Genomic DNA, 24,110 nt, shown 5'->3' with positions numbered 1-24,110 from the left:
TTACTCATTACTTATAATTAACACTTATGTCAGAAAAGCAGAGAGTTTCGGATATTTCATGGAAGAAATGGGGGCCTTACGTCAGTAACCGTGAATGGGGACTCGTTCGTGAAGATTACAGTGAAAATGGTGATGCATGGAATTATACCAGCCATGATACCGCAGAAGCCAAAACATATAGATGGGGTGAAGAAGGGATCTGTGGAATATGTGATGATGTTCAAAAGCTTGTCTTTTCTATTGGTTTTTGGAATAAGAAAGACAAGATGGTAAAAGAACGGTTCTTTGGACTTACCAACGGACAAGGTAATCATGGTGAGGACGTAAAAGAGTATTTTTATTATCTGGATTCAACACCTACCCATTCTTATATGAAGATGTTGTATAAATATCCTCAAAATGCTTTTCCTTATGACGATTTGATTAAAACCAATGCTGAAAGAAGTAAAAATGAACCTGAATATGAATTAATTGATACCGGAATTCTTGAACAGAATGAGTATTTCGATATTTTTATTGAATATGCAAAAGAGAGTCAGAATGATATTCTTATCAGGCTCACAATCATAAATAAAGCTGAAAAAGATGCTGCTTTAGTCATCTTACCAACAACCTGGTTCAGAAATACGTGGAAATGGGGATATGATGATTATAAACCTCAATTATCTGCTGAGGAAGCCAACCACATAAAGATCAATCATCAGGATCTTGAAGTAAAGAATGTTTACGCAAAGCAATCTTCAAAAATACTCTTTTGTAATAACGAAACCAATAACCAAAAGCTTTATCAGTCTTCCAATGAGTCAAAGTACTGCAAGGATGGGATCAATGATTTTATTCTTACTGGAAATTCTCAAGCGATAAATCCAAACAATACAGGGACAAAAGCTTCTTTTTTTATAGATGAAAATTTTAAAGCTAAAGAATCTAAAGTATATGAGTTCAGGATTTCTGATAAAGAGCTAAAAGATCCGTTCAGTGATTTTGAAGCTACTTTTGAAATAAGACATAAAGAAGCGGATGAATTTTATGCTGAGATTCAGAAAGGAATTCATTCAGAAGATGAAAAATTAATACAAAGACAGGCATTTGCCGGAATGTTGTGGAACAAAATGTTTTACCATTACAATGTCGAAAAATGGCTGAAAGGTGATCCGGCAGAAATGCCCCCGCCTAAATCTCGAGAAAAAATCAGAAATTATGATTGGAAGCATCTTAATAATGAGCATATTATTTCTATGCCCGACAAATGGGAATATCCGTGGTATGCAACCTGGGATCTTGCTTTTCATACTATCAGTTTTTCATTAATTGATCCGGATTTTGCCAAGCATCAGCTTAAACTTTTCTTATTTGAATGGTATATGCATCCTAACGGGCAGCTGCCTGCCTATGAATGGAATTTGAGTGATGTGAATCCTCCGGTACATGCCTGGGCTGTTTTCAGAGTATTTAAAATAGATGAATATTTAAAAGAAAAACCAGATCTGGAATTTTTAGAAAGTGCTTTTCAAAAGCTGTTGATGAATTTTACCTGGTGGGTCAATAAAAAGGATATCAATGGGAATAATATTTTTGAGGGTGGATTCTTAGGGCTTGATAATATAGGTGTTTTTGATAGAAACTCTGTTTTACCCAATGGAGAGCAATTGGAGCAGTCGGACGGAACAAGTTGGATGGCTATGTTTGCTCTGAATATGATGCGGATCGCATTGGAATTAGCCTTATATAATAATGTATATGAAGAAATGGCGATGAAGTTTTTTGAGCATTTCCTGGCGATTGCCAATTCATTGGATAATATGGGAGATGAAAACTTTAGCCTTTGGGATGAGGAAGATGAATTCTTTTATGATGCTATCGCCTCCAATGATGGTACTCATATGTATTTACGACTAAGAACGATCGTAGGATTAATTCCCATGTTTGCTGTTGAGGTGATAGATGATGAAATGTTAGAAAGTCTACCTAATTTCAAGAAAAGAATGAAATGGGTATTGGATAATAAACCGGAATTAGCAGCATTGGTTTCTAGATGGGAAGTGAAAGGACAGGATTCCAAACACCTTCTATCTTTGTTGCGAGGACATCGATTAAAAAGATTACTGGCCAGAATGCTGAATCCCGATGAATTCCTAAGTGAGTATGGAATAAGAGCACTTTCTAAGGAATATGAACAGAATCCCTATACGATAAATCTTAATGAAACTGATTACTGGGTAAAGTATACCCCGGCAGAAAGTGACAGCGGACTATTTGGAGGAAACAGCAATTGGCGAGGCCCGATTTGGTTCCCTATTAATTTTCTGATTATTGATAGCCTTCAGCGGTTTTTCTTTTATTATAGTCCAGATTTTCTGATTGAATATCCTACCGGAAGTGGCAATTATTTGAATTTGGATCAGATTGCAGATTCTTTAAATAAAAGACTGGCTAAGATATTCCTGAAAGATGAAAGCGGGAAACGACCTGTACACGGGCAGTATGAAAGATTTCAGACTGATCCTGATTTTAAGGATTATATTTTATTCTATGAATATTTCCATGGAGATAACGGTCGTGGAGTAGGAGCCTCTCATCAAACAGGCTGGACGGGGCTTATTGCCAAAATATTACAGCCAAGGTTTTCCAAAAAAGAGATTGCCGAATCTGAAACGGAAATGCCTGAAGATGTAGAAGAAGATAAAAAGAAATAAAAAAGGTTGAGGAAGCTGAAATAGTGAAGAATACTACTCATAGATGAGGTTATAAAAACAAAAAACATATATAGGAAATACTGTAAATTGTCTTTTATGCTTTATCAATCAGCTTTCTTTGCCTTTATATTATTCAAATATCTGCTGTATTACTTCCAGTGATGTAGGATTTTTAAAATCTGTAATATGGTAATGGTAATATACCAAAAGACTATCCAGAAAATCTTTTCTTAAAGAAGAATGTATTTTTACACGATAAAGATTTTCCGCACTGATGATGTTTTTCCAAATATTAGATATCTCTTCGTTGAATAGCTGATGTGAGGGAACAGAAGAAAATGTTCCGGTTTCCGGATCTAAAAAGTTTCCCTCACCTATTAATGGAGCAACACCCTGTACTTTTAAGATAACAAGCAAAAACAACAAATGACATTGATAGTTTTGCTGTTCAAGCTCATTCATAAATCTTTCTATACTTAGAAAAATATTAGGGTTTTTATTTTCAAGTCTTAAAACCTGATTTAGAAAGTCTGCAATAAAAAATATGACTGTACTGGCTTTAATATCAGTATACATATCATTGCTTTTTACAAGCTCAAATTTTGAGATTGTGGGTATTCCATTGCCTCGTGCAGGGCTAATGGAAAAGTTCAATTTGTTCAAGGGTTGCAGGAAGGCTTTCTTTTTATTTTTTCTGGAATAAATTCCCTTTAGAAAATAAGACTGAAAACCATCCTCTTCAGTAAAACAATGCAATACCGCATCGTTCTCCCCATATTTGATGAATGAAAGTAAAAAACAGTTTTGTGTATTCATTAATTGACTACGCCTATTTTGGCTGTCGCTTTATCAGAACCATCTTCATTGGTCATTAATACAAAGTAAATTCCTGATGCTACTCGGGTACCTTTCTGGTTATTAAGATCCCATTCATAATACCCACCTCGTGCCACTGCTGAATGTACAACATTTCCTGCAGCGTCTGTAATTCTTATGTTGGTTTTTTCTGCTAATCCTTTGATGGTAACTTTTCCTTTGAAATTAGAATAAACAACAGGATTAGGATATACTACCACATCTCCGAAACCGGAAGTGACATCAGATACATCTCCCTGATACGTTACAATCCCGTTATACGTTACAAAATATACCTTTCCTGTTTTTTTATCTACCTTTATATCGGTAACACTATTGGTAGGAAGAGGAGAATTTTCCATGGTAAAGTGCTTGATAGTCTTCTGACCATCCGCAGAAAGATAATATACACCACCACCTTCTATAGAAACCCATTTGTAATCTCCTGCATCTACTTCTACCTGAAGAATACTTGAATCTCTGAAAAGCTCCTCACCAAGACCGTTTTGCTCTATAATGATAGGCTCAACTTTAGGTTCCGGAGTTTTTATTTCTTTAACAGCATTAGGTAAAACTCTTAGACCACTGTCTGTACCAATCCAAGCATCTCCTGATTTACTAAAAGCGACACATATTGATCCTGCTGCATTAGCAGAAAATCCATTTGACTCCTTTAATATATAATCTGTATCATCAGAAAGGTTGACAGCATCTTTATAATCATATACCCAAAAAGAGTTTGCTCTTGGTAAAGGAATCCACAGCATATTTTCATACGCTACCGGTTTTTGTACTGCCGGGCTTTTAAAAGCAAAAACTTTAAGAATGAAATCATCGGTAGCCTTATCATACATGGCTACCGCCGGGCCGCCATCATTAAAGGCAAAAGTGGCAAAAATATTATTTTTTGTATCGGTAGCAAGACCTACAGTTCGTCGGCTATAGTCCGTAGCCTGTACACTGTAGCGTTTTACAAAATCAAAGTCTTTATTGGCTGTATTGTATTTCAGTTTATAAATTCCTTGATTCAGCATGGTATAGTTGGTGAAAAGAACTTCACTATGATCAAGAGGATTTAAAATAACATCTAAAATATCTATTTCTCCTGTAAATGTATTAAAATAAGAAGGGTAGATCCATTCTGTACCATTAAAATAGTAAAAACCAGGTCTTTTAGGATTATTTACAGGGAAATTATATCTTCCGGCTCTTGCACCGCTGGAAACCAGGATTTGGTTATTCTCATATAAACTTATTTTATGAGCAAAATTAAAGTGAGGCCCGGATGGTTTATAAGTATGATTACTTTCATCTTTTATTCCTGATAGCACAGTTCCTCCAAATAATCTTCCCCCTGCTACAATAGAAGTATTACATTGCTCCCCAAAATCTACAGCATTAGAATAAGTACCGTTAAGTCCAAAAGTATATACTCTACTGTCTGTAACTACTATATTATTATCTGTTACAACCACATCCTTAATATTCGAAAGGTTGATTGGTAATTGTATAGGAGTTCCATTATTATAGATGTAAGCAACGGTAGCAGAAGAAAATGCTAATTCTGATTCGGAGTCAATATGTTTGAATGCTCCGGGGATTTCAGTAACCCATGTAGAATATGCCGGAAACGTATTGTTCATTTCATGGCTTTTCAAACCAGAGTTGGTTACGGAAAATACCTTGTTCCCGAAAATTGTAGCTTCATTACTGGCTTCAAATACACCTCCGCTCAGGAAAAATGCAGTATCTCCAAATTCTTTCTTTTTTATATTAAAGATAGATACTCCATAACCTACGGAAACGGCTGCTTTATCTCCTGATATAGAAATATGGTTTATTCTTTTGTTTCCATTATAGCCGGCAGCAATAGGAATGTCAACAATATATTTTACGTCGTTAGGTGTTACTACATCTATAGCACCATTTTCATAACCAATAAGCGCTGTTTTACTTTTAGGATCATAATCAAAGGCTGTTATCCCTATATTATGAAGACCGTTTGCTTTAGACAACTTCGTAATTTCTCCTGTTGATATGGTATAATAAAATATTCCGTTTTCAGTAGCAGCTACTATTTTTCCATTGTCTTCTTTCATTGCTAAGACATTATTATAGGAAAAGAGATCTGCCCATTTTTTTGACGAAATGATCTGCGCTTTTGTAAACTGCAGAGAGGCTAAAATACCAAGAGAAATTAGAGAGAGTTTTTTCATGTTATGCTATTATGCTGCTGTCTATTGCCTGGTTATTCCAGGAAATATGTTGTATGTTTTTGTTTGTGTCAAAATAAAAATCTATTCTGCCCAAAAGAAGTCCTGCCCATCCTACCTGGTTAACAAGGACGTTTTTGCCTTGTCTGTTGGTGAATGTTTGAGGTTCTGGTAAGAATGTATGCGTATGACCTCCCAGAATAATATCAATATTTTCTGTGTTGGCGGCTAAAATTTTATCACTGATCTTATTCGGTTCATCTTTGTAATCGTATCCAATATGTGAAAGACAAATGACAAGATCACACTTCTGTTCTTTTTTCAAAAAGTTTGAATACTGTTGTGCTACCTCAATAGGATTAGAATAAACGGTTTCTGCATATTGCTTTTTACCTACAAGGCCATCTAGCTGGATACCTACTCCAAAAATCCCCACTTTGATTCCGTTTTTGTTGAAAATCTTATAAGGAGATGTTTTTCCGTCCAGAATAGTATTCTTAAAATCGTAATTAGAACAGATAAATGGAAACTGTGCGTTGGGAAGAACCTTTAAAAACCCTTCAAGCCCATTATCAAAATCATGATTTCCCATGGTAGAAGCATCATACTTCATCATGGACATTAATTTGAACTCCAATTCACCCCCAAAGAAGTTAAAATAAGGAGTTCCCTGGAAAATATCTCCTGAATCAAGAAGAAGTACATTGCTTTCCTGATTTCTGATTTGCTGAATTAAGCTGGCTCTTCTTGCAAAACCTCCCTGATTAGGATTTTTTGTATAGCTTGCATCAAAAGGCTCTATTCTGCTGTGCTGGTCATTAGTATGAAGGATGGTCAGTTTATTTGCGGATTTTAAGTCAAGAATTTTTAACTCTTCCGCCATCATCATATTGGGAGCTAAAGCCATTGCTAAAGATCCGCCACCTATTGCTTTTAAAAAACTTTTTCTATCCATTACTTTTTACCGATAAAATTTAAACGTACATCTGTAGGAGACACGATTTCAGGATTTCTTTTGAAATAATCAATATACAAATCTCTAAGTTTGATTCCCGTAGGAATTGATTCTCCTTTTGCAAAGAAACTCATATTATCACCTCCCAGCGCAAGATAGTCTGAAGTGGCAATATAGTAGTCTTTCCCTGGATCTACTTCTTTTCCGTTAATTAAAGATTGGGTTAATTGTCCGTTTTTTGTTTCAATATATAAGTGTGAAACCGGGTTATTGACCTGTGTTTTGGCATAATATTGAAAAAGCCCGGGCAAATCTGCTCCTTTCATTTTTACAATAATTAGCTCATTTTCGAAAGGCATTACCTCAAAAAGGTTTTTTAGCATAATGTCACCCTTTCCAATAGTAGTACGTATTCCCCCAATATTAATCAAAGCAGCATCTACATTTTTTTTAAGATGAGTTTTCGTCCATTCATCTCCACCTTCAAGGGTATAATCAGCTAAAAGATTCCCCAGATTGCTGTTATCTCCCTGTTTGGTAAGATCAGTATTGGTGTGGGAGATTTTTTGGTTCATCTCTTTATCCAGTTTCAGCTTATAGGGTTCTATAAATTTTACAAACTCATCATCATTCTTTAGCTCATTATTAATAGAAATATTTTTCTGGGTCTTTACAGTCATAAGCTGCGGCGTAGAAGCCGTTTTGCATGCCGTAAGAGATGCCAGAGCAATTCCTAGTAACAAGAATTTATTTTTCATATGTTGTAAATTATTTTTTATAAAGATTATATACAATCGCTAGTTATTTCAGTGTTTTTTTAAACAATTTTGGTCATAACGATTCCATAATATCTTTTAGTATATGCAAATATAACTATATGTATAATAAAACATTATTATTTATTATAAATTCTTATTGTAAATGATTAAATTTGGCAAAAATAATTCGAACAGATGAGCATTTTAAAAGGAGTAGGTGTTGCGCTGGTAACACCCTTTAATGAAGATTTATCCGTTGACTTCGACAGTTTAACAAAACTGATTGATTATAACATTGATAACGGAACCAATTATTTGGTGGTATTGGGAACTACGGCTGAAGCCGCAACGCTTTCTGATGATGAGAAGAAACAGGTAATTGAGCATATCATTAAGGTGAATAATAAACGTCTTCCTTTAGTTTTAGGAATTGGCGGTAACAATACTCTTGAGGTCAAGAAACAGATTGAAGAAGCAGATCTTTCTGCATTTGAAGCCGTACTTTCTGTATCTCCATATTATAATAAACCAAACCAAGAAGGTCTTTACCAGCATTATAAAGCGTTAGCTTCTACTGGAAAAAATATTATCATTTATAATGTTCCATCCAGAACAGGACAAAACGTTGAAGCGGATACTACAATTCGTCTTGCAAAAGAATTTCCAAATCTATTAATGATTAAAGAAGCAGCACCTAATATCTTACAGTATTTTGATATCCTTAGAAAGAAACCAGAAGGATTCTCTTTGGTTTCCGGAGATGATGAGTTTACTCTTCCTGTAACATTAGCTGGTGGAAACGGGGTAATTTCTGTAATTGGACAAGGATATCCAAAAGAATTCTCTACGATGGTACAATTAGCATTTGAAGGAAAGGTAAAAGAAGCTTATGAGATCCATAACAAGCTGGTTGAAATTACACGTCTTATTTTCGCAGAAGGAAACCCTTGTGGAATTAAAGTAGTATTAGCTGAAAAAGGAATTATCAAGAATTATTTGAGACTTCCATTAGTACAGGCTTCAGAAGGACTTTATGCTAAAATTAAAGCTGAAATGGCCAACATTTAATGTATGGGAACGTTATGACTTGAGATTAAATTCAATGATATAACGTTAACAACCATTTATTAATCAAATATAAAAGTGAAAAGTTCAGGCTTTTCACTTTTTTTAATCATAATCCTTAAAATATGAAATTAATACAAGCAACAGGGAAAGATATTCCCTTGATTCAGGATCTGGCAAGAAGATCATGGGAAAATGCCTATGCAGAGATCCTTTCAGTAGAACAAATGGAGTATATGCTTTCTGAAATGTATTCAGAACACGAGATTGGAGTCCATCTTCAGAATCCCGATTATCATTATTATCTGATTTTTGATGAACATAACGATTCTTATGAAGGATTTATTGGATATGAGCATAATTATGAGGATAAAACCACAAAACTTCACCGGATTTATCTGGTTCCGGAAAGTAAAGGAAAAGGATTTGGAAAAGATGCACTTCAGTTTTTAAATAAGAAAGTTTCTGAAAAGGGTAATCAAAGAATTATCCTGAACGTAAATAAAAATAATGCTGCCAGAAATTTCTATGAATCCCAAGGCTACAAGGTTTATGGGGAGGGTGTATTCGATATTGGTAACGGATTTGTAATGGATGATTTCTTAATGGAATTCCTAATTCACGAATAATTGACTTAAAATTTTGTAACTTTATCCTGTAATTCTATAACGGGTGATTTCTTTTTTTGAATCATCTTTGTTTCAGAACCAAATCACTTATTAAATAATACATTCATATGCTTGGTTTTGAGCTGACATAGCTTTTTATCAGTATATTTTTTTCATCCTTAGTGTTTAAATTCCTGTATTTTCGGATACAGGAGTTTTTGCGTATTTATATTATGTTAAAAAAATATTTCCTATTTCACATTTAATTGAAATAAATTGTTATATTTACTAAAAAAATAGGCTTACTTATACCAGGATGAAAATGTACGTTAAATTTGATTTCAATGCCCTTTGTAAAAAGGTATTGGACGAAAAACTGAAGGAGCACGGGTTGAAATACCGGTTGCTGAACTTCGGCGAGGTGGAGTTCTATGAACCCTTTACGCAAGAGCAACATAATCTTTTCAAGAAAAATCTTGGTGATTATGGTATTGAGATCATTGAAAGCCAGAAAACGGCTTTGGTACAGAAAATAAAAGATGCCATTGTGGAACTTGTCTTTTCTGAAGAAATTATTCCAGTGAAAGCATCTATTTATATTGCTGAAAAACTGAATCACAGTTATGGATATCTTTCCAATCTGTTTTCAGAAGTGGCGTACACTTCCATCGAGAATTTTATTATTCTCCAGAAAATAGAACATGCAAAAGCTCTGATTATAAGAAATAAGCAAAGCCTGACTGAAATTGCCCATAAGTTGAATTATTCCAGTGTGGCGCATTTAAGTACTCAGTTTAAGAATACGACAGGAATTACACCTTCACAGTTTCAAAAGATCATTGGGAAAAGAAGAAGAGCCCAAAGCACGGTAACAAACCCTAAAATGCAGTATGAATAAAGAATTTCTGAACGTAATTGTAACAGATAACGATGAAAACACATTAATTTTTTTTAAAAATATATTTAAAGAGCTGAAGATCTCTATAAAAGTTCAATGTTTCCATAACGGAATTGACCTCATGGAATATCTGAATAATAAAGATGCTGTAGTTCCTGAGATCACCTTTATTAAATATACTATTCCAGGGAAAAACAGTATGGAATGTATTGATGAGGTGAAAACGAACTCAAAGTTCAGTAACATGGTGACCGCTATTTATGATGATGAAATTTCTGAAAATGAAATTGAAGAAGCTTTCGTAAAAGGAAATAATATCTGTATGAGAAAGCCTTCTGATTTTGAAACTTTAAAGAAGGTGCTTACAGAAGTTATTACGATAAACTGGCAGTACCATACTTCAGGTCTAAATAAAGATAATTTTATTCTAAAATTATGATGAATAGGTAGTTTCTTGCCTTTCTGTTTTAGAAAAGCAAAAGTTATTTAATGTATAATATTCACTTTAAAGTGAAAATTTTATAACTAATAATTGAAATAATATAAAAAAGAAGAGCGTTAATATTCGGACATTTGTAAATGTAAACTCAGTGACACAAATTTAAATATATAGATGAAGATACAGATGAATGAAAAGTAATTGTTTCTACAGAAAATATATAAAATCACGATGTAAACAAAATGAGTTATATTCATTTCCAATTTTAAAGCATAGAAGATCTTTAAACAAAACGGTACAATCATGAAAACTTGAAGCAGTTGGAGATATTTTTATTCGTTTCATTCCCTCATCTCCAGCTAGACACAGTTAGTTTTTATAATAAGCAAGTTGGAAAAATAATTCATTTTGTTTTTTTATAATTTATTTTAATAGTGGAGGCTTATCTTCAAATAATATATAGATATTTTCACACCACATCACAAAATATTAAGCATAAGCTATTAAAATAAATTTTTAAAGCAGACCAAAAGTAATTTCTTCTAAATAACAGTTTTATAAGGGAACCACAGGAATATTTTTTCTGTGGTTTTTTTTATGAAATCTTACTCCATTTATTTTTCCCTTTGTAATACTTTATATAGTAATTTTTTATAATCAGATTGTCCTGTCTTGTGAGCATAGGATCTGCTTCCAGTATTCTGTCGACTGTATTTTTGGTGGTTTTTATAATTGCCGAATCATTCACTAAATCCAGCCTTTTAAAATCTACAACACCACTTTGCTGAGTTCCCAGAATATCGCCGGGGCCACGAAGCTGCATATCTACTTCAGAGATTTTAAAGCCATCATTGGTTTCTGTCATCGTTTTAACACGGGTTCTGCTTTCTTTAGATAGTTTATCAGAAGTCATGAGTATACAATAGCTTTGCTCAGCTCCTCTTCCTACCCGTCCTCTAAGCTGATGAAGCTGTGAAAGCCCAAACCTTTCAGAACTTTCAATGACCATTACGGAAGCATTGGGAACATTTACCCCCACTTCTATTACAGTTGTTGCGACCATAATTTCTGCCTTTCCTGATGCAAAATAGGTCATAGCAGCATCTTTTTCATCCGGTTTCATTTTCCCGTGCAGCATGGTGACATTATAATCAGAGAAGAAATCCATCACGTGCTCCAATCCTTCCATAAGATTTTTATAATCCAACTTTTCAGACTCTTCAATCAAGGGATATACAAAATAAACTTGTCTTCCTTTTTTGATTTCATCTTTACAGAAATTATACACATACAATCTGTCTTTCTCTCGTCTATGAGCTGTAATAATCGGTTTTCTTCCAACAGGCATTTCGTCAATCACAGAAACATCAAGATCAGAATAAAAGCTCATGGCCAATGTCCTCGGAATAGGTGTTGCCGTCATTACCAGAATATGAGGCGGAATTTTATTTTTAGCCCAAAGTTTAGCTCTTTGTGCCACTCCGAATCGGTGCTGCTCATCAATGATAGCTAAACCAAGATTTTTGAATTTAACCTTATCTTCCAGAATCGCATGGGTTCCTACAAGAATAGAAAGTGTACCGTTTTCCAGTTCTTCATGAATAATTCTTCTTTCTTTTACTTTGGTAGATCCTGTCAACAACCGGATATTGATTCCTGTTTTTTCTAATAACTCTTTTATTCCATTATAATGCTGCTGGGCGAGAATTTCAGTAGGAGCCATTATACAGCTTTGGAAGCCATTGTCCATAGCAATAAGCATGGTAAGTAAAGCCACCATTGTTTTTCCAGAACCTACATCTCCTTGTAAAAGCCTGTTCATCTGAATCGGTCTTTTCATATCCATTCGGATCTCCTTTAAAACCCTTTTTTGAGCACCCGTAAGTTCAAATGGAAGATGATTTTCATAGAAATCATTAAAGTGGTCACCTATAATAGGGAAAGGATTACCATAAGACTGTGTTTTATGATGAAGTTTCTTTAAGCCATATCCCAGTTGAAAAAAGAAGGATTCTTCAAATTTTAGTCTGAAATCTGCCTTGTCAAAATGTTCCTGATCCTTAGGAAAGTGAACATTAAGGAAAGCATGCTGCCTGGACATAAATTTGAAAGTTTTCATCAGATATTCCGGAAAATTCTCTTCAATAAGATTAGGAATCTCTTTGCAGATATTTCTTAAAGCATTTTGAAAAAACCTTTGGTTGAGCCCTCTTTTAGTCAGTTTCTCAGAACTTGGATAAATAGGTTTTAGTCGGATTTCACCTTCTTTCTTTTCCTCAACCTCAATCTCGGGATGGGGCATGGAAAACTGACGGTTAAAAACATTGATTTTCCCGAAAATATATACCTCCCGATTAATAGGAAGCTGCTCTTTCAGCCATTTTGAATACTGAAACCATACAAGATCCATACTTCCTGTATCATCATTGAATTTAGCTGTTAGCCTTTTAGTTTTTCCAGTCTGAATTTCCTGAACCTGGGTAATTCTTCCCTTAAATTGAATTTCCTGACTGGTTTCCTCATGAAGCTGAGAAATTTTATACACTTTACTTTTATCCAGATATCGGAGAGGATAGAAGTTGAGCATATCTTCTACAGTGGATAGTCCCAACACACTTTTGATGAGTTTGGCTCTTTCCGGACCTATTCCTTTTACATATTCTATGGAAGTTTCTAAAGTCATTTTCTTATCTGAGATTCGGGAATCGAATATTGTACGAAAAATAAAGGTTCGAATTTCGGTAAAATAAAAAAGACTTCCAAAAAAAATTGAAAGTCTTAATTTATATGAGACCATTAAAGTGTAAAACTTTACTTGTTTATTATTCTTTGATTTTAGATTTGAACTTTTTCTGGTAATCTTCCCATTGTTCTCTGGTGCGGATCTTTTTAAAGAGATCCTTTGAAATTAATTCCAAGTAAGGTTCCAATTCCTTAGCAGATAATTCGCCCTGAAGAATAGTAATCGGATCACCGTGCTCATCCAAAAATACAGTACTTGGAACAGCACCTACATTCATATATTGAGTAAACTCGTGTAGAGAGTTTCTTCCTTTCTTCTGTTCTGTATTATGATTGGAAAATGTTCTTCCAAAAATTTCAATACTCTTTTTTTCTTCTGCGTTAAATTTTACAGGATAAAAATTTTCATTTAAAATTTGAGCAAGAACAGGATGACCATACGTTTTCTTGTCCATGATTTTACATGGGCCACACCAGTCAGCATAAAAATCAATAAGAATTTTTTTTGGATTCTCCTTTTGTGCTTTTAAAGCCTCTTCAATGGTCATCCATTTAGTCTGGGCAAAACTAAAATTTAATAATAATAAGAGAACTATGCTTAAAATTTTCTTCATAATTTGATATTTACGTAAAAATAAGCATAATTACTTATTTTTTTATTTTACATCCTGCATTAATTTTTTCACGAGTGAAGAAAGCAATATTAATACCACTCCTGCAACTAATGCATAAATACCCAGTGTTTTATATCCGTCTGTGTAGGCTAATAGCTTACTCATATTGGTATTTCCTGTGTTGGATTCAGATAGGCTGGCACCGATTTTTCCGGCAGCGAACTGTCCGAATGCACTTGCTAAGAACCATAATCCCATCATCATTCCGAACATTTTCTTAGGAGATAATTTGGTGATGATAGACATTCCGATTGGCCCTAAACATAATTCTCCGAAAGTAATGACAAGCCAGGTAAAAGTAAATAAGTTAAGGGAAGATTTTCCGTCTGTCCCTGCAAAGTATCTTAAACTGTAAAATAAGAAGAACCCGGCTGCCAGAAATAAAAATCCAATTCCAAACTTATTAATTGTATTAGGTTCCAGTTTCTTTTTGTTTAAACCAACCCAAGCTAAACCGATAAGTGGGCTGAAAATAATGATAAAGAAAGAATTGGCACTGTTGTTAATTACATTAGGATCCATACCAAATCCTAGTAAACTGTGTACAAGGTTATCTTTGGCAAATAAAGATAGAGAGCCTCCACTTTGTTCATAAATAGAATTAAAAACAAAATACATGAATATAAATACAAAAGCAGCAATCAGTTTTTTCTGGTAAGAAGAAGTCTGTTTTAAAGTTTCCATAATGAAATAACCTACAGCCGCAATACCGATCAGATACATGAAATAATCTGTAAAGCTTGTATTTTTAACCATGATAAAAATAAGCGGCATGCTTAGTAATGCACCAATATATACTAATACTTCACGTAATGTTCTCTTCGATTTAGGGATAAATTGTAATGGAGAATCACCAATAGGTCCTAAAGTTTTTCTGGTAGCAAAAAAAGTAATAAGTCCTAGAATCATCACAATAGCAGCTGCCAGGAAGCACCATGACCAGGAGTGATACTTTCCAAGATAGACACACAGCGCTCCACCTAAAAGACCACCAATGTTGATCCCTGCATAGAAAAGTCCGTATCCGGCATCCCTCCTTGGGTCATCCTCTTTATAAAGTTCTCCCACCATAGAAGATATGTTAGGTTTGAAAAATCCGGTTCCTATAATAGAACAGGTGATCCCAAAATAAAAGAAGTCATGTGGAGAAAGAGCAATAATAAGATTTCCAATGGACATGATAAGACCTCCAAAAACAAGAGATTTTTTGAAACCTAAGATTTTATCAGCAAAAATACCTCCGATAAAAGTAAATGCATAAATAAAAGCCTGTATAGCCCCATATTGTAAATTAGCCTTGTCTTCAAGCAGTCCTAATTGATCTACCATGAAAATGGTAAGAACACCGCGCATACCATAAAAACAGAAACGTTCCCACATTTCTACAGTGAATAAGGTCCAAAGCTGTTTTGGATATTTTCCTTTGAAATCTTGGATTTCTTCTAGAGTTAAGCTCATAACGATATATGATTGTTTTAATTAAGGGTTTTTATTATCCTGATCCAGTTCAAAACGGATTCTGTCCTGGTCAATAATTTGTTTTAATTCTTCTTCTTTTGGGAGGTACAGCAGGTATTTGCTGGCAAATAAATTATTTTTATCATTGAGTACTGAATATTTTACAATAGTTTCATCCTTTTCGGAACAAAGTAAAATACCGATGGTTGGGTTATCTCCTTCACCACGTTTCATATCATCATACATTCTTACATACATGTCGATTTGCCCGATATCCTGATGGGAAAGTTCCCCGGTTTTTAAATCGATAATGACAAAACATTTAAGAATGTAATTGTAAAATACAAGGTCAATATAAAAGTCTGAAGTATCGGTGGAAATATGTTGTTGTCTGGCTACAAAAGCAAATCCTTTTCCAAATTCCAGTAAGAATTTCTGGATATGATCTATGATGGCGGTTTCAATTTCTTTCTCTGAAAACTGTTCATCAGCTTTTAGTCCAAGGAATTCAAAAATATAAGGATCCTTTAAAACACTGTGAATGCTTTCAGTAGAAGATTTTTTATGTTCTAAAACTCTCTCGTAGGCCAGAGAATTGATTTGTCTTTTCAAGTCTCTTACATTCCAGTTGTTTTGTACAGCTTCATTCAGATAGTATTGTCTTTTATTCTTATCATCCTGGCTGGAAAGTAATCGGTAATGAGACCAACTCAATTGTTGAGACAATGTGTCAACAATTGGAAAAGCAATGTAAAACTTACGCATATTGGAGAGATTGGTATAGTCAAACCCTTTTCCAAACTCTAAAGTAAGTTTCTGAGAAAGATTCTTTAATGTATATTTTCCGTATTCAGCACGTTCTTTTCCTTGTTGTTCATCTTCAACAATAAGTTTTCCAATCTGCCAATAGGTAAGCAGTAATGTAGAATTCGCTATCCGAAAAACCTTTTCGCGCGACTGTCTAATGATTTCCTTTACGGACTGGAATAAAGAATCTTCGGAAATTTCCATCATACGAAAATAAAAAAAACCTCTGACTTAGCAGAGGTTTTATTCATATTTTGTTAATGCAATTAGTTTACACCGTGCATCATTTTCTTTAAGATAGGTGAAAGTAGACCTAAAATTACAGAAGCAATACCACAAAGTACAACGAACACCATGAAGAATTCAAATAAATTGTGAATCTCAAATCCTACGAAAGTAGGGTTGTGTAATGGTAATTGAGCTTTTTCAAATGCAGCAACCTGCTCTGTAGTTAAAGTTACTTTTTTATCTAAAACATCTTGTAGATTAACTCCAATTTCCTGAGCTTTTTTAAACTTATCTCCTGTTGCTGGAATAAGCGCTCCTAATGAACCTGCTAAAGCATATCCGGCAGCATTGGAAATAAAGAATACACCATATAATAATGAAGCAAATCTTTTTGGTGCTAATTTACCTACCAAAGAAAGTCCGATTGGAGATAAACAAAGCTCACCACAAGTTTGAATGAAGTATAGAAGCATCAACCATTTGATCGCTAATAAACCTGAGTTTCCTAGATCTTTTACATTGTGTGCAATGATGAAATAAGAAAGCGCAATTACAGCAAGACCAATAGCTTGTTTCAGCGGAGATACAGGTTCTTTTCCGTTAGCTCTTAATTTATCCCACATTAAACTGAAAGGGAAAGCTAGTAAAACAACGAAAATTCCGTTGAAGATCTGAACCATGGAAGGCGGCATATTCCATCCAAAAATGTTTCTGTCTGTTTGGTTGTCTGCAATAAACGTTAATGAAGAACCTGCCTGCTCGAAAGCGGCCCAGAAGAAGATAATAAAGAATGAAACGATATAAATTACCCAGATTCTCTGTCTTTCTACTTTATTTTCAGCAGAAGTCATAATAAGGAATGCAAGAGAAATACCTGCTGCATAGATGAATGGGTAAATAATTCCTTTGATTAATTGTCCCATTTCCATTGAGTTAAACCCAAGTTCTCCTACCAATAAGTATCTGAATACAAAGAAAAGAACGGCAAAGATCCCTACAGTAATTCCTAAAGATGCTCCTGAGAATTTTGCTGTCTGAGATTCTCCCTCTTCGAAATCTGCAGTACTGTTATTTTTTGGTAATCCTCCGATAGGTCTTCCTTCCGGAGTTACAACGTATTTATTTTTAAGGATAAAGAATGTTACAGTTCCGATTAACATCGCAATAGAAGCTGCTAAGAATCCCCATTTGAAAGCAAAAATATCTCTTACCCCAGTGGTAGCATCTTTTACATCTCCTACGTAAGGACAAATAAACTGTCCTAAGAATGCTCCAATGTTGATCCCCATATAGAAAATGGTGAATGCTGAGTCTAATTTCGATTTTTCTTGTTTTGGATAAAGGCTTCCTACCATTGAGGAAATGTTCGGTTTGAAGAATCCATTACCAAAGATGATAACAAATAATGCCAACCACATGATCATTTTGGCACTTCCAATGTCCGCAGAGAACGTTGAGGCACTAATGAACAATAAGAACTGACCAATTGCCATTAAAGATCCACCTACAATAATTGCAAATCTGTTTCCGATATATTTATCAGCAATAAACCCTCCTAAAAGCGGTGTTAAATAACATAAAGCTAAAAATCCACCATAGATAATCGCTGCATCAGCTTCTTTTATCAATAAGGAATTTACCATAAAGAGCGTCAAAAGTGCTCTCATTCCGTAAAAGTTGAAACGCTCCCACATTTCCGTTCCGAATAGAACCCATAATCCTTTTGGATGTCTGGAGCTCTTATTCTCTACCAATTCATCCGGTTTCGGACTTATTGCTTCAATATTATCCATTTTTATTCTATTGTTAATTTTTGTTAAGACTGACAAATATAGTTTATTTTAGGTTTTTGGCAAGGTTTTAATTTTATTTTTAAATAAAAAAGCTGCGGACGTAGTCCGCAGCTTGCTATTCTGTATAAGATCAAGGATTAATGCCCTTTTTCCTTCATGATTTTATTCAATCTTTTTAACATGGAAAGGCCTAAAAGTGTAGCAAATATTAACAAAGCGAAATTCACAAGGAAATAATTCGTCTTGTTTTCATAATTATACCATGTACTCGCCAGAATACCGGAAAGTTTGTTCCCTACAGAATTCGCAAGGAAGAATCCACCCATCATTAAAGCGGTAATTCTCGCAGGAGAAAGTTTGGATACGAATGAAAGTCCCATAGGCGAAAGACATAGCTCTCCAATCGTAATGACTCCATAACTCGCTACCAGCCATAAAGGAGAAACTTTTACAGCCCCATTATCTCCAGCCATTACTGCTAAAACCATTACAAGACATGATAGTCCTGAAATAAATAGCCCCAGAACGATCTTCGTAGGAGTTAAAGGTTCTTTTCCTTTTCTTCTTAGCAATGCCCAGAATCCTACCACAACCGGAGTTAATGCAATTACCCAGAATGGATTGATCGACTGGAATAATTCTGTATTGTATAAATAAACCTTATTTTCAGGATTTTTCTCAAGAGCAGCACGCTGTTCCGGAGAGATATTTTTAAAGTAAACATCTTTTCCTGTTTCTTTTTTAGTATCTCCGTTGTCATCTTTTTGAGAACGGAATTGGTTATCATAAACAGGAACCTCCTTGTTTTCGTAGCTTTTTCCATCAACCATATAAATGCCTTCTAATGGCTTTTCCAAAGAAGCAGGAACACTTCTGTCTGTATAGTAGTTAGCCCATCTTGTTAAAGCAGTCCCATTTTGTTTGAAAACTGCCCAGAAGAACATACTGATTAGGAATACAGAAAGTAACGCTCCAATTGAGGCTTTTTCATCAGGCTTAGCTTTAAAGTAAAGAGAAGCATAGAAGTAAATAACAGGAATACATGCAAAAATAAAAGCATCCGTACTATCACTTCCAAAAATATTATTAGGGATAAACCATCCGATGGCTCCGGCAGCAATAGCAGGAACAAATACTTTGATTAGAATCTCAGAAAGTTTGGTATCTCCTTCCTGCACAGGTTTCATCTGTGCTGCATGGATATAGTGTTTTCTTCCAATGGTAAAAATAACCATACCAATAAGCATCCCAACTCCGGCAGTAATGAAAGCTTCACCCCAACCGAATTTATTACGCATAAATGCCGCAATAATGTTACAGATAAACGCTCCGATGTTGATTCCCATGTAGAAAATATTGTATCCGGAATCTTTGTTGGCCTTATAAGGCTCTTCAGAGTAAAGATTTCCTAAAAGGGTAGAAATAGTAGGCTTAAAGAAACCATTTCCAATAATAATTAACGCAAGGGAAGAGTAAAATAAAGGTAAATCCTTGAAAACACCCATTCCGATATATCCGGCAGCCATTAAGAATCCACCAAGATAAATAGACTTGATATATCCTAACACCCTATCCGCTAAAAATCCTCCAATAAAAGGAGTAAGATAGGTTAATGCAATATAAGTTCCGAAAATGTCATCAGCAGTTTTGTCAGGCAGTCCTAAACCTCCTTTCATACCGGTAGGTTCAATAACATACAGAACAAAGATTCCAAGAATCAGGTAGTACCCGAAACGCTCCCACATTTCTGTAAAGAAAAGATAAGGCAGCCCTTTAGGATGTTTTGTCTTCATATATTCAAATTTCAATTGCCCCAAAAATAGGTTTTTAATTCCAATTGATAAAATAAATAATATAGGCCTAAATGATTAATGAAATAAATATAGAAACAATCCAAATTAAATGGGAAGGTTTGAAATATTGTTTAAAGTATAAAATTTCTGTCTAAGATTTTAAACTTTTAATTTCTTCCTCTAATTCGTTAATTCTTTGTTTTAAAATAGCAATATAATCTTGGAGATTTTCTACTATAGAATTAGGAATGCTGAAATATTGATTGTAGTTACCAGAATTATCATGAAAAGTGGAATTGTCATTATTAATAGAAAATTTGCTTTCATTCTCTTTAATATCTTCAATAGGAACTTCAAGAGCCTGTGCTAGTTTTTGCCATTCTTCATCATGAATTTTTACTTCTCCACGCTCTTTGCGGGAATAATTAGACGGATCTGTAGATAGTATTTTAGCCATTTTTTCTTGGGATATGCCTTTTTGTTTTCGTAGATTTCTAAGTTTTTCTTGTACTATCATTTTTTTGTTTCTTGCAAATATGCAAAAATATGTACCTGTTTTGCAAAAAAATACCTGAAAATTACATACTTATTTTTCACTAATATTTGACTTTTATTTTTAGTTTTGAAAATGTCAATGATGACATACAATTTTAAAACTTTTTATTATGAAAAAAATCAATTTAAAAAAACTATCAAGGAATGATCTTAGAATAATTGCAGGAGGGCTTATCGACCCTGACGCAAACATTCAGATAAAGGAAGGACAGGGAGGAGGTAGCGGAGGGTATTATAAGTGCTGCTCTAATAATAGTGATGCATGTAGTAGGTGTGTTTATATAAAAACGAATCCTGTATGTAGTACTGGCTCTTATCCTGTATCTTGTTAAAAAAAAACACCCTATCTTAGGGTGTTTATTAAATTAGAATCATATGTATAATTTAAGGTATATTTTATTTCTTATCTTTTTTGCAATTTCTTTTTTTCCTGCCCAGAGATATCGCTTTGTATATAACTATCAATCTATGCCCGACTCTCTCAATAAAAATAACATCATAAATGAGAATATGGTTTTAGAAGTTACAAAGGATAAATCGATTTTTATTAGTCAGAAAAAAGTGATTTCCGATTCTATTATGATGGAAGATGTCAAAAAAGGAATTATGACGATGCCAGATGATAATATTAATAGTAGATTTATTATTATAAAAAAATATCCTGATTTTAAAACTAGTTTAATTACGGATGAATTTTCAACTACTTATAAATTTATTATTTCTGATGATAGATCATTAAATTGGGTGATTTTTCCTGAAAAAAGAATTATAGGAAATTATAAATGCCAGAAAGCAAAACTTGATTTTGCTGGAAGAAAGTGGACGGCTTGGTTTACTGGAGAAATTCCGTTTAATGATGGACCATATAAATTCAGAGGTTTACCGGGGTTAATTGTAGAAATCAAAGATGAATCAAACTCTCATAGTTTTCAACTTCAGGGAATGATAAAAATAAAAGATAGCTATATACCTAACATAGTTGATGAACAAAAAAAATCTCGGAATTTTATTTTCAATGATTTCGTTAAATTTTATAGAGAATACCGTAATGATCCTGCTAAAGAATTTAGGCAGAAAGTATTGAGTGGGGATATATATTATGAATCCGAAGAAAAAAGACAGGAACATATGAAATTAATAGAAAACCTTAGAAAAGAAAGAATTAAAAAAGATAATAATATCATTGAGATTGATCTATTGAAAAAATGAGTTGATCTGAAAAAGAAGATGTATTACAGCTAAACAATGTAGTTGAAACTCTTCTGTATGAGGGAGTTTGGGAAAAAATAATAAAAGCCGTTTTCACGATTTGTGAAACGGCTTTTATTTATTTTATATAAGATTATAAGTTATTTAAAATAAAATCTGTCATTTTCTGATATAGCTGCGGTCTTGTCTGGCCACCATAAATTCCATGGTTTTTGTCCGGATAAGCCATGAAATCAAACTGTTTTTTATTCTGGATCAAAGCTTCAGATAACTCCATAGAGTTTTGGAAATGCACATTATCATCAGCTGTTCCGTGAATTAAAAGGAATTTTCCTTTCAACAGTTTTGCATATTCAGTAGGAGAGTTTTTATCATATCCATCAGGATTTTCCTGAGGCGTTCTCATAAATCTTTCCGTATATACAGAATCATAATATCTCCAGTTGGTTACCGGTGCTACTGCAATTCCCATTTTGAAAACATCAGCCCCTTTTGTCATAGCTAAGCTGGTCATATATCCTCCGAAGCTCCATCCAAACATTCCGATTCTGCTCTTATCAACATAGGATTGATTTCCGAACCATTTTGCTGCTGTAATCTGGTCTTCGATCTCATATTTTCCAAGGTTCATATAAGTTACTTTCTTATATTTTGCCCCTTTGTAACCTGTTCCGCGTCCATCTACGCAAGCTACAATATATCCTTTTTGTACAAGATGATTGAACCACATTGTATTTCCATTGTCCCAAGAATTAGCCACTTGTTGAGAACCTGGCCCTGAATATTGGAACATGAACAATGGATATTTTTTATTAGGATCAAAGTTTTTAGGCTTCATTACCCATGCATTCATTTGATCACCTACTGCATTAGGAATGGTGATGAATTCTTTTTCAACAAAGTTATCTGCTTTTAATTTCTGAAGCTGATCATTATTATTTTGAAGTTCTTTGACTGCTTTACCATTTCCGTCTTTCAAAACATAAGTATGAGGTTTTGCTGCCGAAGAAGATGTTTCGATGAAATAATTGTAATTTTTGCTGAAGTTTGCAGAGTTATTTCCTTCTGTATTGGAGATTAGCTGAGATTTTCCGTTTTCAATATTGACTTTAGAAACTACTTTATTGATACTTCCTTTTTCGGTTGTCTGAACATAGATTTCCTTAGATTTTGGATTGAAACCATAGTAGTCTGTCACCTCCCAATTTCCTTTTGTAACTTGTTTTTTTAGTTTTCCATCCTTGTCATACCAGTATAAGTGACGGTTTCCATCTCTTTCTGATGCCCAAAGAAAAGAATCATCATCAAGGAATTCAATAGTTGGACTGTCTGTTTCAATCCACTTATCATCAGTTTCTGTGAATAATTTTTGTACAGCTCCTGTTTTAGTATTTACTTTTAATACATCTGAAGCATTTTGAATTCTTTCAGATGTGATCAGAACCATTTCATCCGCTTTTGCGGTCTGAAAAACATTCTGGATATAATAATTTTTGAAAGAACCTAAGTTTAATGGCATTACTTTTCCAGTATCAAGACGATATAACTGTGCTGAAACTATAGAGTTTTTCTCACCTGCTTTTGGATATTTATAACGCATTTCAGTAGGGTAAAGACTCTTTCCATAAATAGGAATATAAATTTCCGGAACTTGGCTTTCATCTGATTTTACAAATACAATAGCATCAGAGTTTTTCGTCCATTCATATTGTTTTGCATGCCCGAATTCTTCTTCATATACCCAGTCTGCCAAACCATTAAGGATAGCATTTTTCTTACCATCGGTAGTAATCTGAGTAATTTTACCAGAACTTAGATCCTGATAGAATAAATTATTATCAACAATGAAGGCTACTTTTGTGGCATCTGGTGAAAAGCTAGGCTCCTGAACGGGTTTTCCTTCATTTAAACTCATTACTTTTCCAGATTTTAAATCTTTTACATCAAATTTTCCAAGGAAAGAGTGCCTGTAAATGGGCTGGCTTCCTGTTTGCAAAAGAATTTTAGATTCATCATCTGAGAATATATAGCTTTCAAAGCTTCCATCTACAAGATTTCCTTCTTTTTGGGAGGTTTTATAAGAATATTTTGCAATTCCTGACGGTTCAATTACCAAATAATTTTCTCCGTTTTTCATGGAAGTAATCCCCGCAATACCTTTACCACGGTAGTATCCTGAATATATTTTATCTAAAGTGATTTCCTGTGCAGACACATGATGAAATGCCGCTGCTATAGTAAGAGTTAAGAGTAGTTTTTTCATTTTTAATTTTAATGATTCCAAATTTAATGAATCTTGCTTACATAACCATAGAAAACAAAATCAGAAGATGATGGATAATTTTTCTAAAAAAGGCAATTTGG

Annotated in this window: 19 protein-coding genes; 7 read left to right on the top strand and 12 right to left on the bottom strand. The window is 34.0% G+C overall.

What is annotated here, in order from left to right:
* Positions 1-26 precede the first annotated feature (26 nt).
* The gene (locus GTR01_RS22970; RefSeq protein ID WP_160140051.1) at positions 27-2,696 is read left to right on the top strand and encodes an MGH1-like glycoside hydrolase domain-containing protein; all 2,670 of its coding nucleotides are present in this window, start codon (positions 27-29) and stop codon (positions 2,694-2,696) included.
* Positions 2,697-2,825: 129 nt separating this feature from the next.
* Here the strand turns inward: GTR01_RS22970 and recO are convergent, their stop codons facing one another.
* The 4 genes from recO to GTR01_RS22950 are packed head-to-tail and all read right to left on the bottom strand — an operon-like array spanning position 2,826 to position 7,477.
* A complete protein-coding gene (gene recO / locus GTR01_RS22965) occupies positions 2,826-3,512 on the bottom strand; it encodes a DNA repair protein RecO (RefSeq protein ID WP_160140050.1) in 687 nt (228 codons plus the stop codon).
* Positions 3,512-5,767 (bottom strand): T9SS type A sorting domain-containing protein, encoded by a 2,256-nt coding sequence (locus GTR01_RS22960; protein ID WP_185155158.1) that lies wholly within the window; start codon positions 5,765-5,767, stop codon positions 3,512-3,514. The genes recO and GTR01_RS22960 overlap by 1 nt, the downstream gene beginning before the upstream one ends.
* 1 nt (position 5,768) lies before the next feature.
* Complete coding sequence (locus GTR01_RS22955) at positions 5,769-6,719, bottom strand: bifunctional metallophosphatase/5'-nucleotidase (RefSeq protein WP_160140049.1); 951 nt, start codon at positions 6,717-6,719, stop codon at positions 5,769-5,771.
* On the bottom strand, positions 6,719-7,477 hold the full coding sequence (locus GTR01_RS22950) for a 5'-nucleotidase C-terminal domain-containing protein (protein WP_160140048.1): 759 nt from the start codon (positions 7,475-7,477) through the stop codon (positions 6,719-6,721). Before GTR01_RS22950 ends, GTR01_RS22955 begins: the two co-directional genes overlap by 1 nt.
* A gap of 195 nt (positions 7,478-7,672) precedes the next feature.
* Between GTR01_RS22950 and dapA the strand changes: the two genes are divergently transcribed.
* The 4 genes from dapA to GTR01_RS22930 all read left to right on the top strand — a co-directional run bounded on the left by dapA (position 7,673) and on the right by GTR01_RS22930 (position 10,487).
* Positions 7,673-8,545, top strand: coding sequence for a 4-hydroxy-tetrahydrodipicolinate synthase (gene dapA / locus GTR01_RS22945; RefSeq protein ID WP_160140047.1), 873 nt, complete (start codon positions 7,673-7,675; stop codon positions 8,543-8,545).
* A gap of 122 nt (positions 8,546-8,667) precedes the next feature.
* Positions 8,668-9,171, top strand: a complete 504-nt coding sequence (locus GTR01_RS22940; protein WP_160140046.1) for a GNAT family N-acetyltransferase — start codon at positions 8,668-8,670, stop codon at positions 9,169-9,171.
* Positions 9,172-9,466: 295 nt separating this feature from the next.
* On the top strand, positions 9,467-10,048 hold the full coding sequence (locus tag GTR01_RS22935) for a helix-turn-helix domain-containing protein (RefSeq protein WP_160140045.1): 582 nt from the start codon (positions 9,467-9,469) through the stop codon (positions 10,046-10,048).
* Complete coding sequence (locus tag GTR01_RS22930; protein WP_160140044.1) at positions 10,041-10,487, top strand: response regulator; 447 nt, start codon at positions 10,041-10,043, stop codon at positions 10,485-10,487. Before GTR01_RS22935 ends, GTR01_RS22930 begins: the two co-directional genes overlap by 8 nt.
* Positions 10,488-11,082: 595 nt before the next feature.
* Here the strand turns inward: GTR01_RS22930 and recG are convergent.
* The 7 genes from recG to GTR01_RS22895 form a co-directional block, all read right to left on the bottom strand.
* Positions 11,083-13,284 carry an ATP-dependent DNA helicase RecG gene (recG, locus tag GTR01_RS22925; protein WP_262885762.1) on the bottom strand — a complete coding sequence of 734 codons (2,202 nt, stop codon included), beginning with the start codon at positions 13,282-13,284 and terminating at the stop codon, positions 11,083-11,085.
* A gap of 25 nt (positions 13,285-13,309) precedes the next feature.
* Positions 13,310-13,843, bottom strand: a complete 534-nt coding sequence (locus GTR01_RS22920) for a thioredoxin family protein (protein WP_160140042.1) — start codon at positions 13,841-13,843, stop codon at positions 13,310-13,312.
* A gap of 42 nt (positions 13,844-13,885) precedes the next feature.
* The gene (locus GTR01_RS22915; RefSeq protein WP_160140041.1) at positions 13,886-15,361 is read right to left on the bottom strand and encodes a peptide MFS transporter; all 1,476 of its coding nucleotides are present in this window, start codon (positions 15,359-15,361) and stop codon (positions 13,886-13,888) included.
* Between the two features lie 21 nt (positions 15,362-15,382).
* Positions 15,383-16,372 (bottom strand): YhcG family protein, encoded by a 990-nt coding sequence (locus GTR01_RS22910; protein WP_317167608.1) that lies wholly within the window; start codon positions 16,370-16,372, stop codon positions 15,383-15,385.
* A gap of 62 nt (positions 16,373-16,434) precedes the next feature.
* Positions 16,435-18,189, bottom strand: a complete 1,755-nt coding sequence (locus GTR01_RS22905; RefSeq protein WP_160140039.1) for a peptide MFS transporter — start codon at positions 18,187-18,189, stop codon at positions 16,435-16,437.
* 137 nt (positions 18,190-18,326) lie between these two features.
* Positions 18,327-19,982 (bottom strand): peptide MFS transporter, encoded by a 1,656-nt coding sequence (locus GTR01_RS22900; RefSeq protein WP_160140038.1) that lies wholly within the window; start codon positions 19,980-19,982, stop codon positions 18,327-18,329.
* A 151-nt stretch (positions 19,983-20,133) separates the two neighbouring features.
* Positions 20,134-20,499, bottom strand: coding sequence for a helix-turn-helix transcriptional regulator (locus GTR01_RS22895; protein WP_317167607.1), 366 nt, complete (start codon positions 20,497-20,499; stop codon positions 20,134-20,136).
* 148 nt (positions 20,500-20,647) lie between these two features.
* Between GTR01_RS22895 and GTR01_RS22890 the strand changes: the two genes are divergently transcribed.
* Positions 20,648-20,869, top strand: coding sequence for a hypothetical protein (locus GTR01_RS22890; protein WP_160140037.1), 222 nt, complete (start codon positions 20,648-20,650; stop codon positions 20,867-20,869).
* Between the two features lie 43 nt (positions 20,870-20,912).
* Positions 20,913-21,746: a GLPGLI family protein gene (locus GTR01_RS22885; protein WP_160140036.1), complete on the top strand. Its 834-nt coding sequence runs from the start codon at positions 20,913-20,915 to the stop codon at positions 21,744-21,746.
* A 133-nt stretch (positions 21,747-21,879) separates the two neighbouring features.
* Here GTR01_RS22885 and GTR01_RS22880 read toward each other — a convergent pair whose 3' ends face one another.
* On the bottom strand, positions 21,880-24,009 hold the full coding sequence (locus GTR01_RS22880) for a S9 family peptidase (protein ID WP_160140035.1): 2,130 nt from the start codon (positions 24,007-24,009) through the stop codon (positions 21,880-21,882).
* Positions 24,010-24,110: the final 101 nt, after the last annotated feature.

It is taken from the genome of Chryseobacterium sp. c4a (genome assembly GCF_009900745.1).
Classification (GTDB): Bacteria; Bacteroidota; Bacteroidia; order Flavobacteriales; family Weeksellaceae; genus Chryseobacterium.
The sequence above is the reverse complement of the archived record's forward strand: the minus strand, read 5'-3'. Positions and strand labels throughout refer to the sequence as shown.

Bases quoted from the DNA above. Each gene is read 5' to 3' on its own strand.
- GTR01_RS22970 (WP_160140051.1), top strand. From the start codon at position 27: ATGTCAGAAAAGCAGAGAGTTTCGGATATTTCATGGAAGAAATGGGGG.
- recO (WP_160140050.1), bottom strand. From the start codon at position 3,512: ATGAATACACAAAACTGTTTTTTACTTTCATTCATCAAATATGGGGAG.
- GTR01_RS22960 (WP_185155158.1), bottom strand. From the start codon at position 5,767: ATGAAAAAACTCTCTCTAATTTCTCTTGGTATTTTAGCCTCTCTGCAG.
- GTR01_RS22955 (WP_160140049.1), bottom strand. From the start codon at position 6,719: ATGGATAGAAAAAGTTTTTTAAAAGCAATAGGTGGCGGATCTTTAGCA.
- GTR01_RS22950 (WP_160140048.1), bottom strand. From the start codon at position 7,477: ATGAAAAATAAATTCTTGTTACTAGGAATTGCTCTGGCATCTCTTACG.
- dapA (WP_160140047.1), top strand. From the start codon at position 7,673: ATGAGCATTTTAAAAGGAGTAGGTGTTGCGCTGGTAACACCCTTTAAT.
- GTR01_RS22940 (WP_160140046.1), top strand. From the start codon at position 8,668: ATGAAATTAATACAAGCAACAGGGAAAGATATTCCCTTGATTCAGGAT.
- GTR01_RS22935 (WP_160140045.1), top strand. From the start codon at position 9,467: ATGAAAATGTACGTTAAATTTGATTTCAATGCCCTTTGTAAAAAGGTA.
- GTR01_RS22930 (WP_160140044.1), top strand. From the start codon at position 10,041: ATGAATAAAGAATTTCTGAACGTAATTGTAACAGATAACGATGAAAAC.
- recG (WP_262885762.1), bottom strand. From the start codon at position 13,284: ATGGTCTCATATAAATTAAGACTTTCAATTTTTTTTGGAAGTCTTTTT.
- GTR01_RS22920 (WP_160140042.1), bottom strand. From the start codon at position 13,843: ATGAAGAAAATTTTAAGCATAGTTCTCTTATTATTATTAAATTTTAGT.
- GTR01_RS22915 (WP_160140041.1), bottom strand. From the start codon at position 15,361: ATGAGCTTAACTCTAGAAGAAATCCAAGATTTCAAAGGAAAATATCCA.
- GTR01_RS22910 (WP_317167608.1), bottom strand. From the start codon at position 16,372: ATGGAAATTTCCGAAGATTCTTTATTCCAGTCCGTAAAGGAAATCATT.
- GTR01_RS22905 (WP_160140039.1), bottom strand. From the start codon at position 18,189: ATGGATAATATTGAAGCAATAAGTCCGAAACCGGATGAATTGGTAGAG.
- GTR01_RS22900 (WP_160140038.1), bottom strand. From the start codon at position 19,982: ATGAAGACAAAACATCCTAAAGGGCTGCCTTATCTTTTCTTTACAGAA.
- GTR01_RS22895 (WP_317167607.1), bottom strand. From the start codon at position 20,499: ATGATAGTACAAGAAAAACTTAGAAATCTACGAAAACAAAAAGGCATA.
- GTR01_RS22890 (WP_160140037.1), top strand. From the start codon at position 20,648: ATGAAAAAAATCAATTTAAAAAAACTATCAAGGAATGATCTTAGAATA.
- GTR01_RS22885 (WP_160140036.1), top strand. From the start codon at position 20,913: ATGTATAATTTAAGGTATATTTTATTTCTTATCTTTTTTGCAATTTCT.
- GTR01_RS22880 (WP_160140035.1), bottom strand. From the start codon at position 24,009: ATGAAAAAACTACTCTTAACTCTTACTATAGCAGCGGCATTTCATCAT.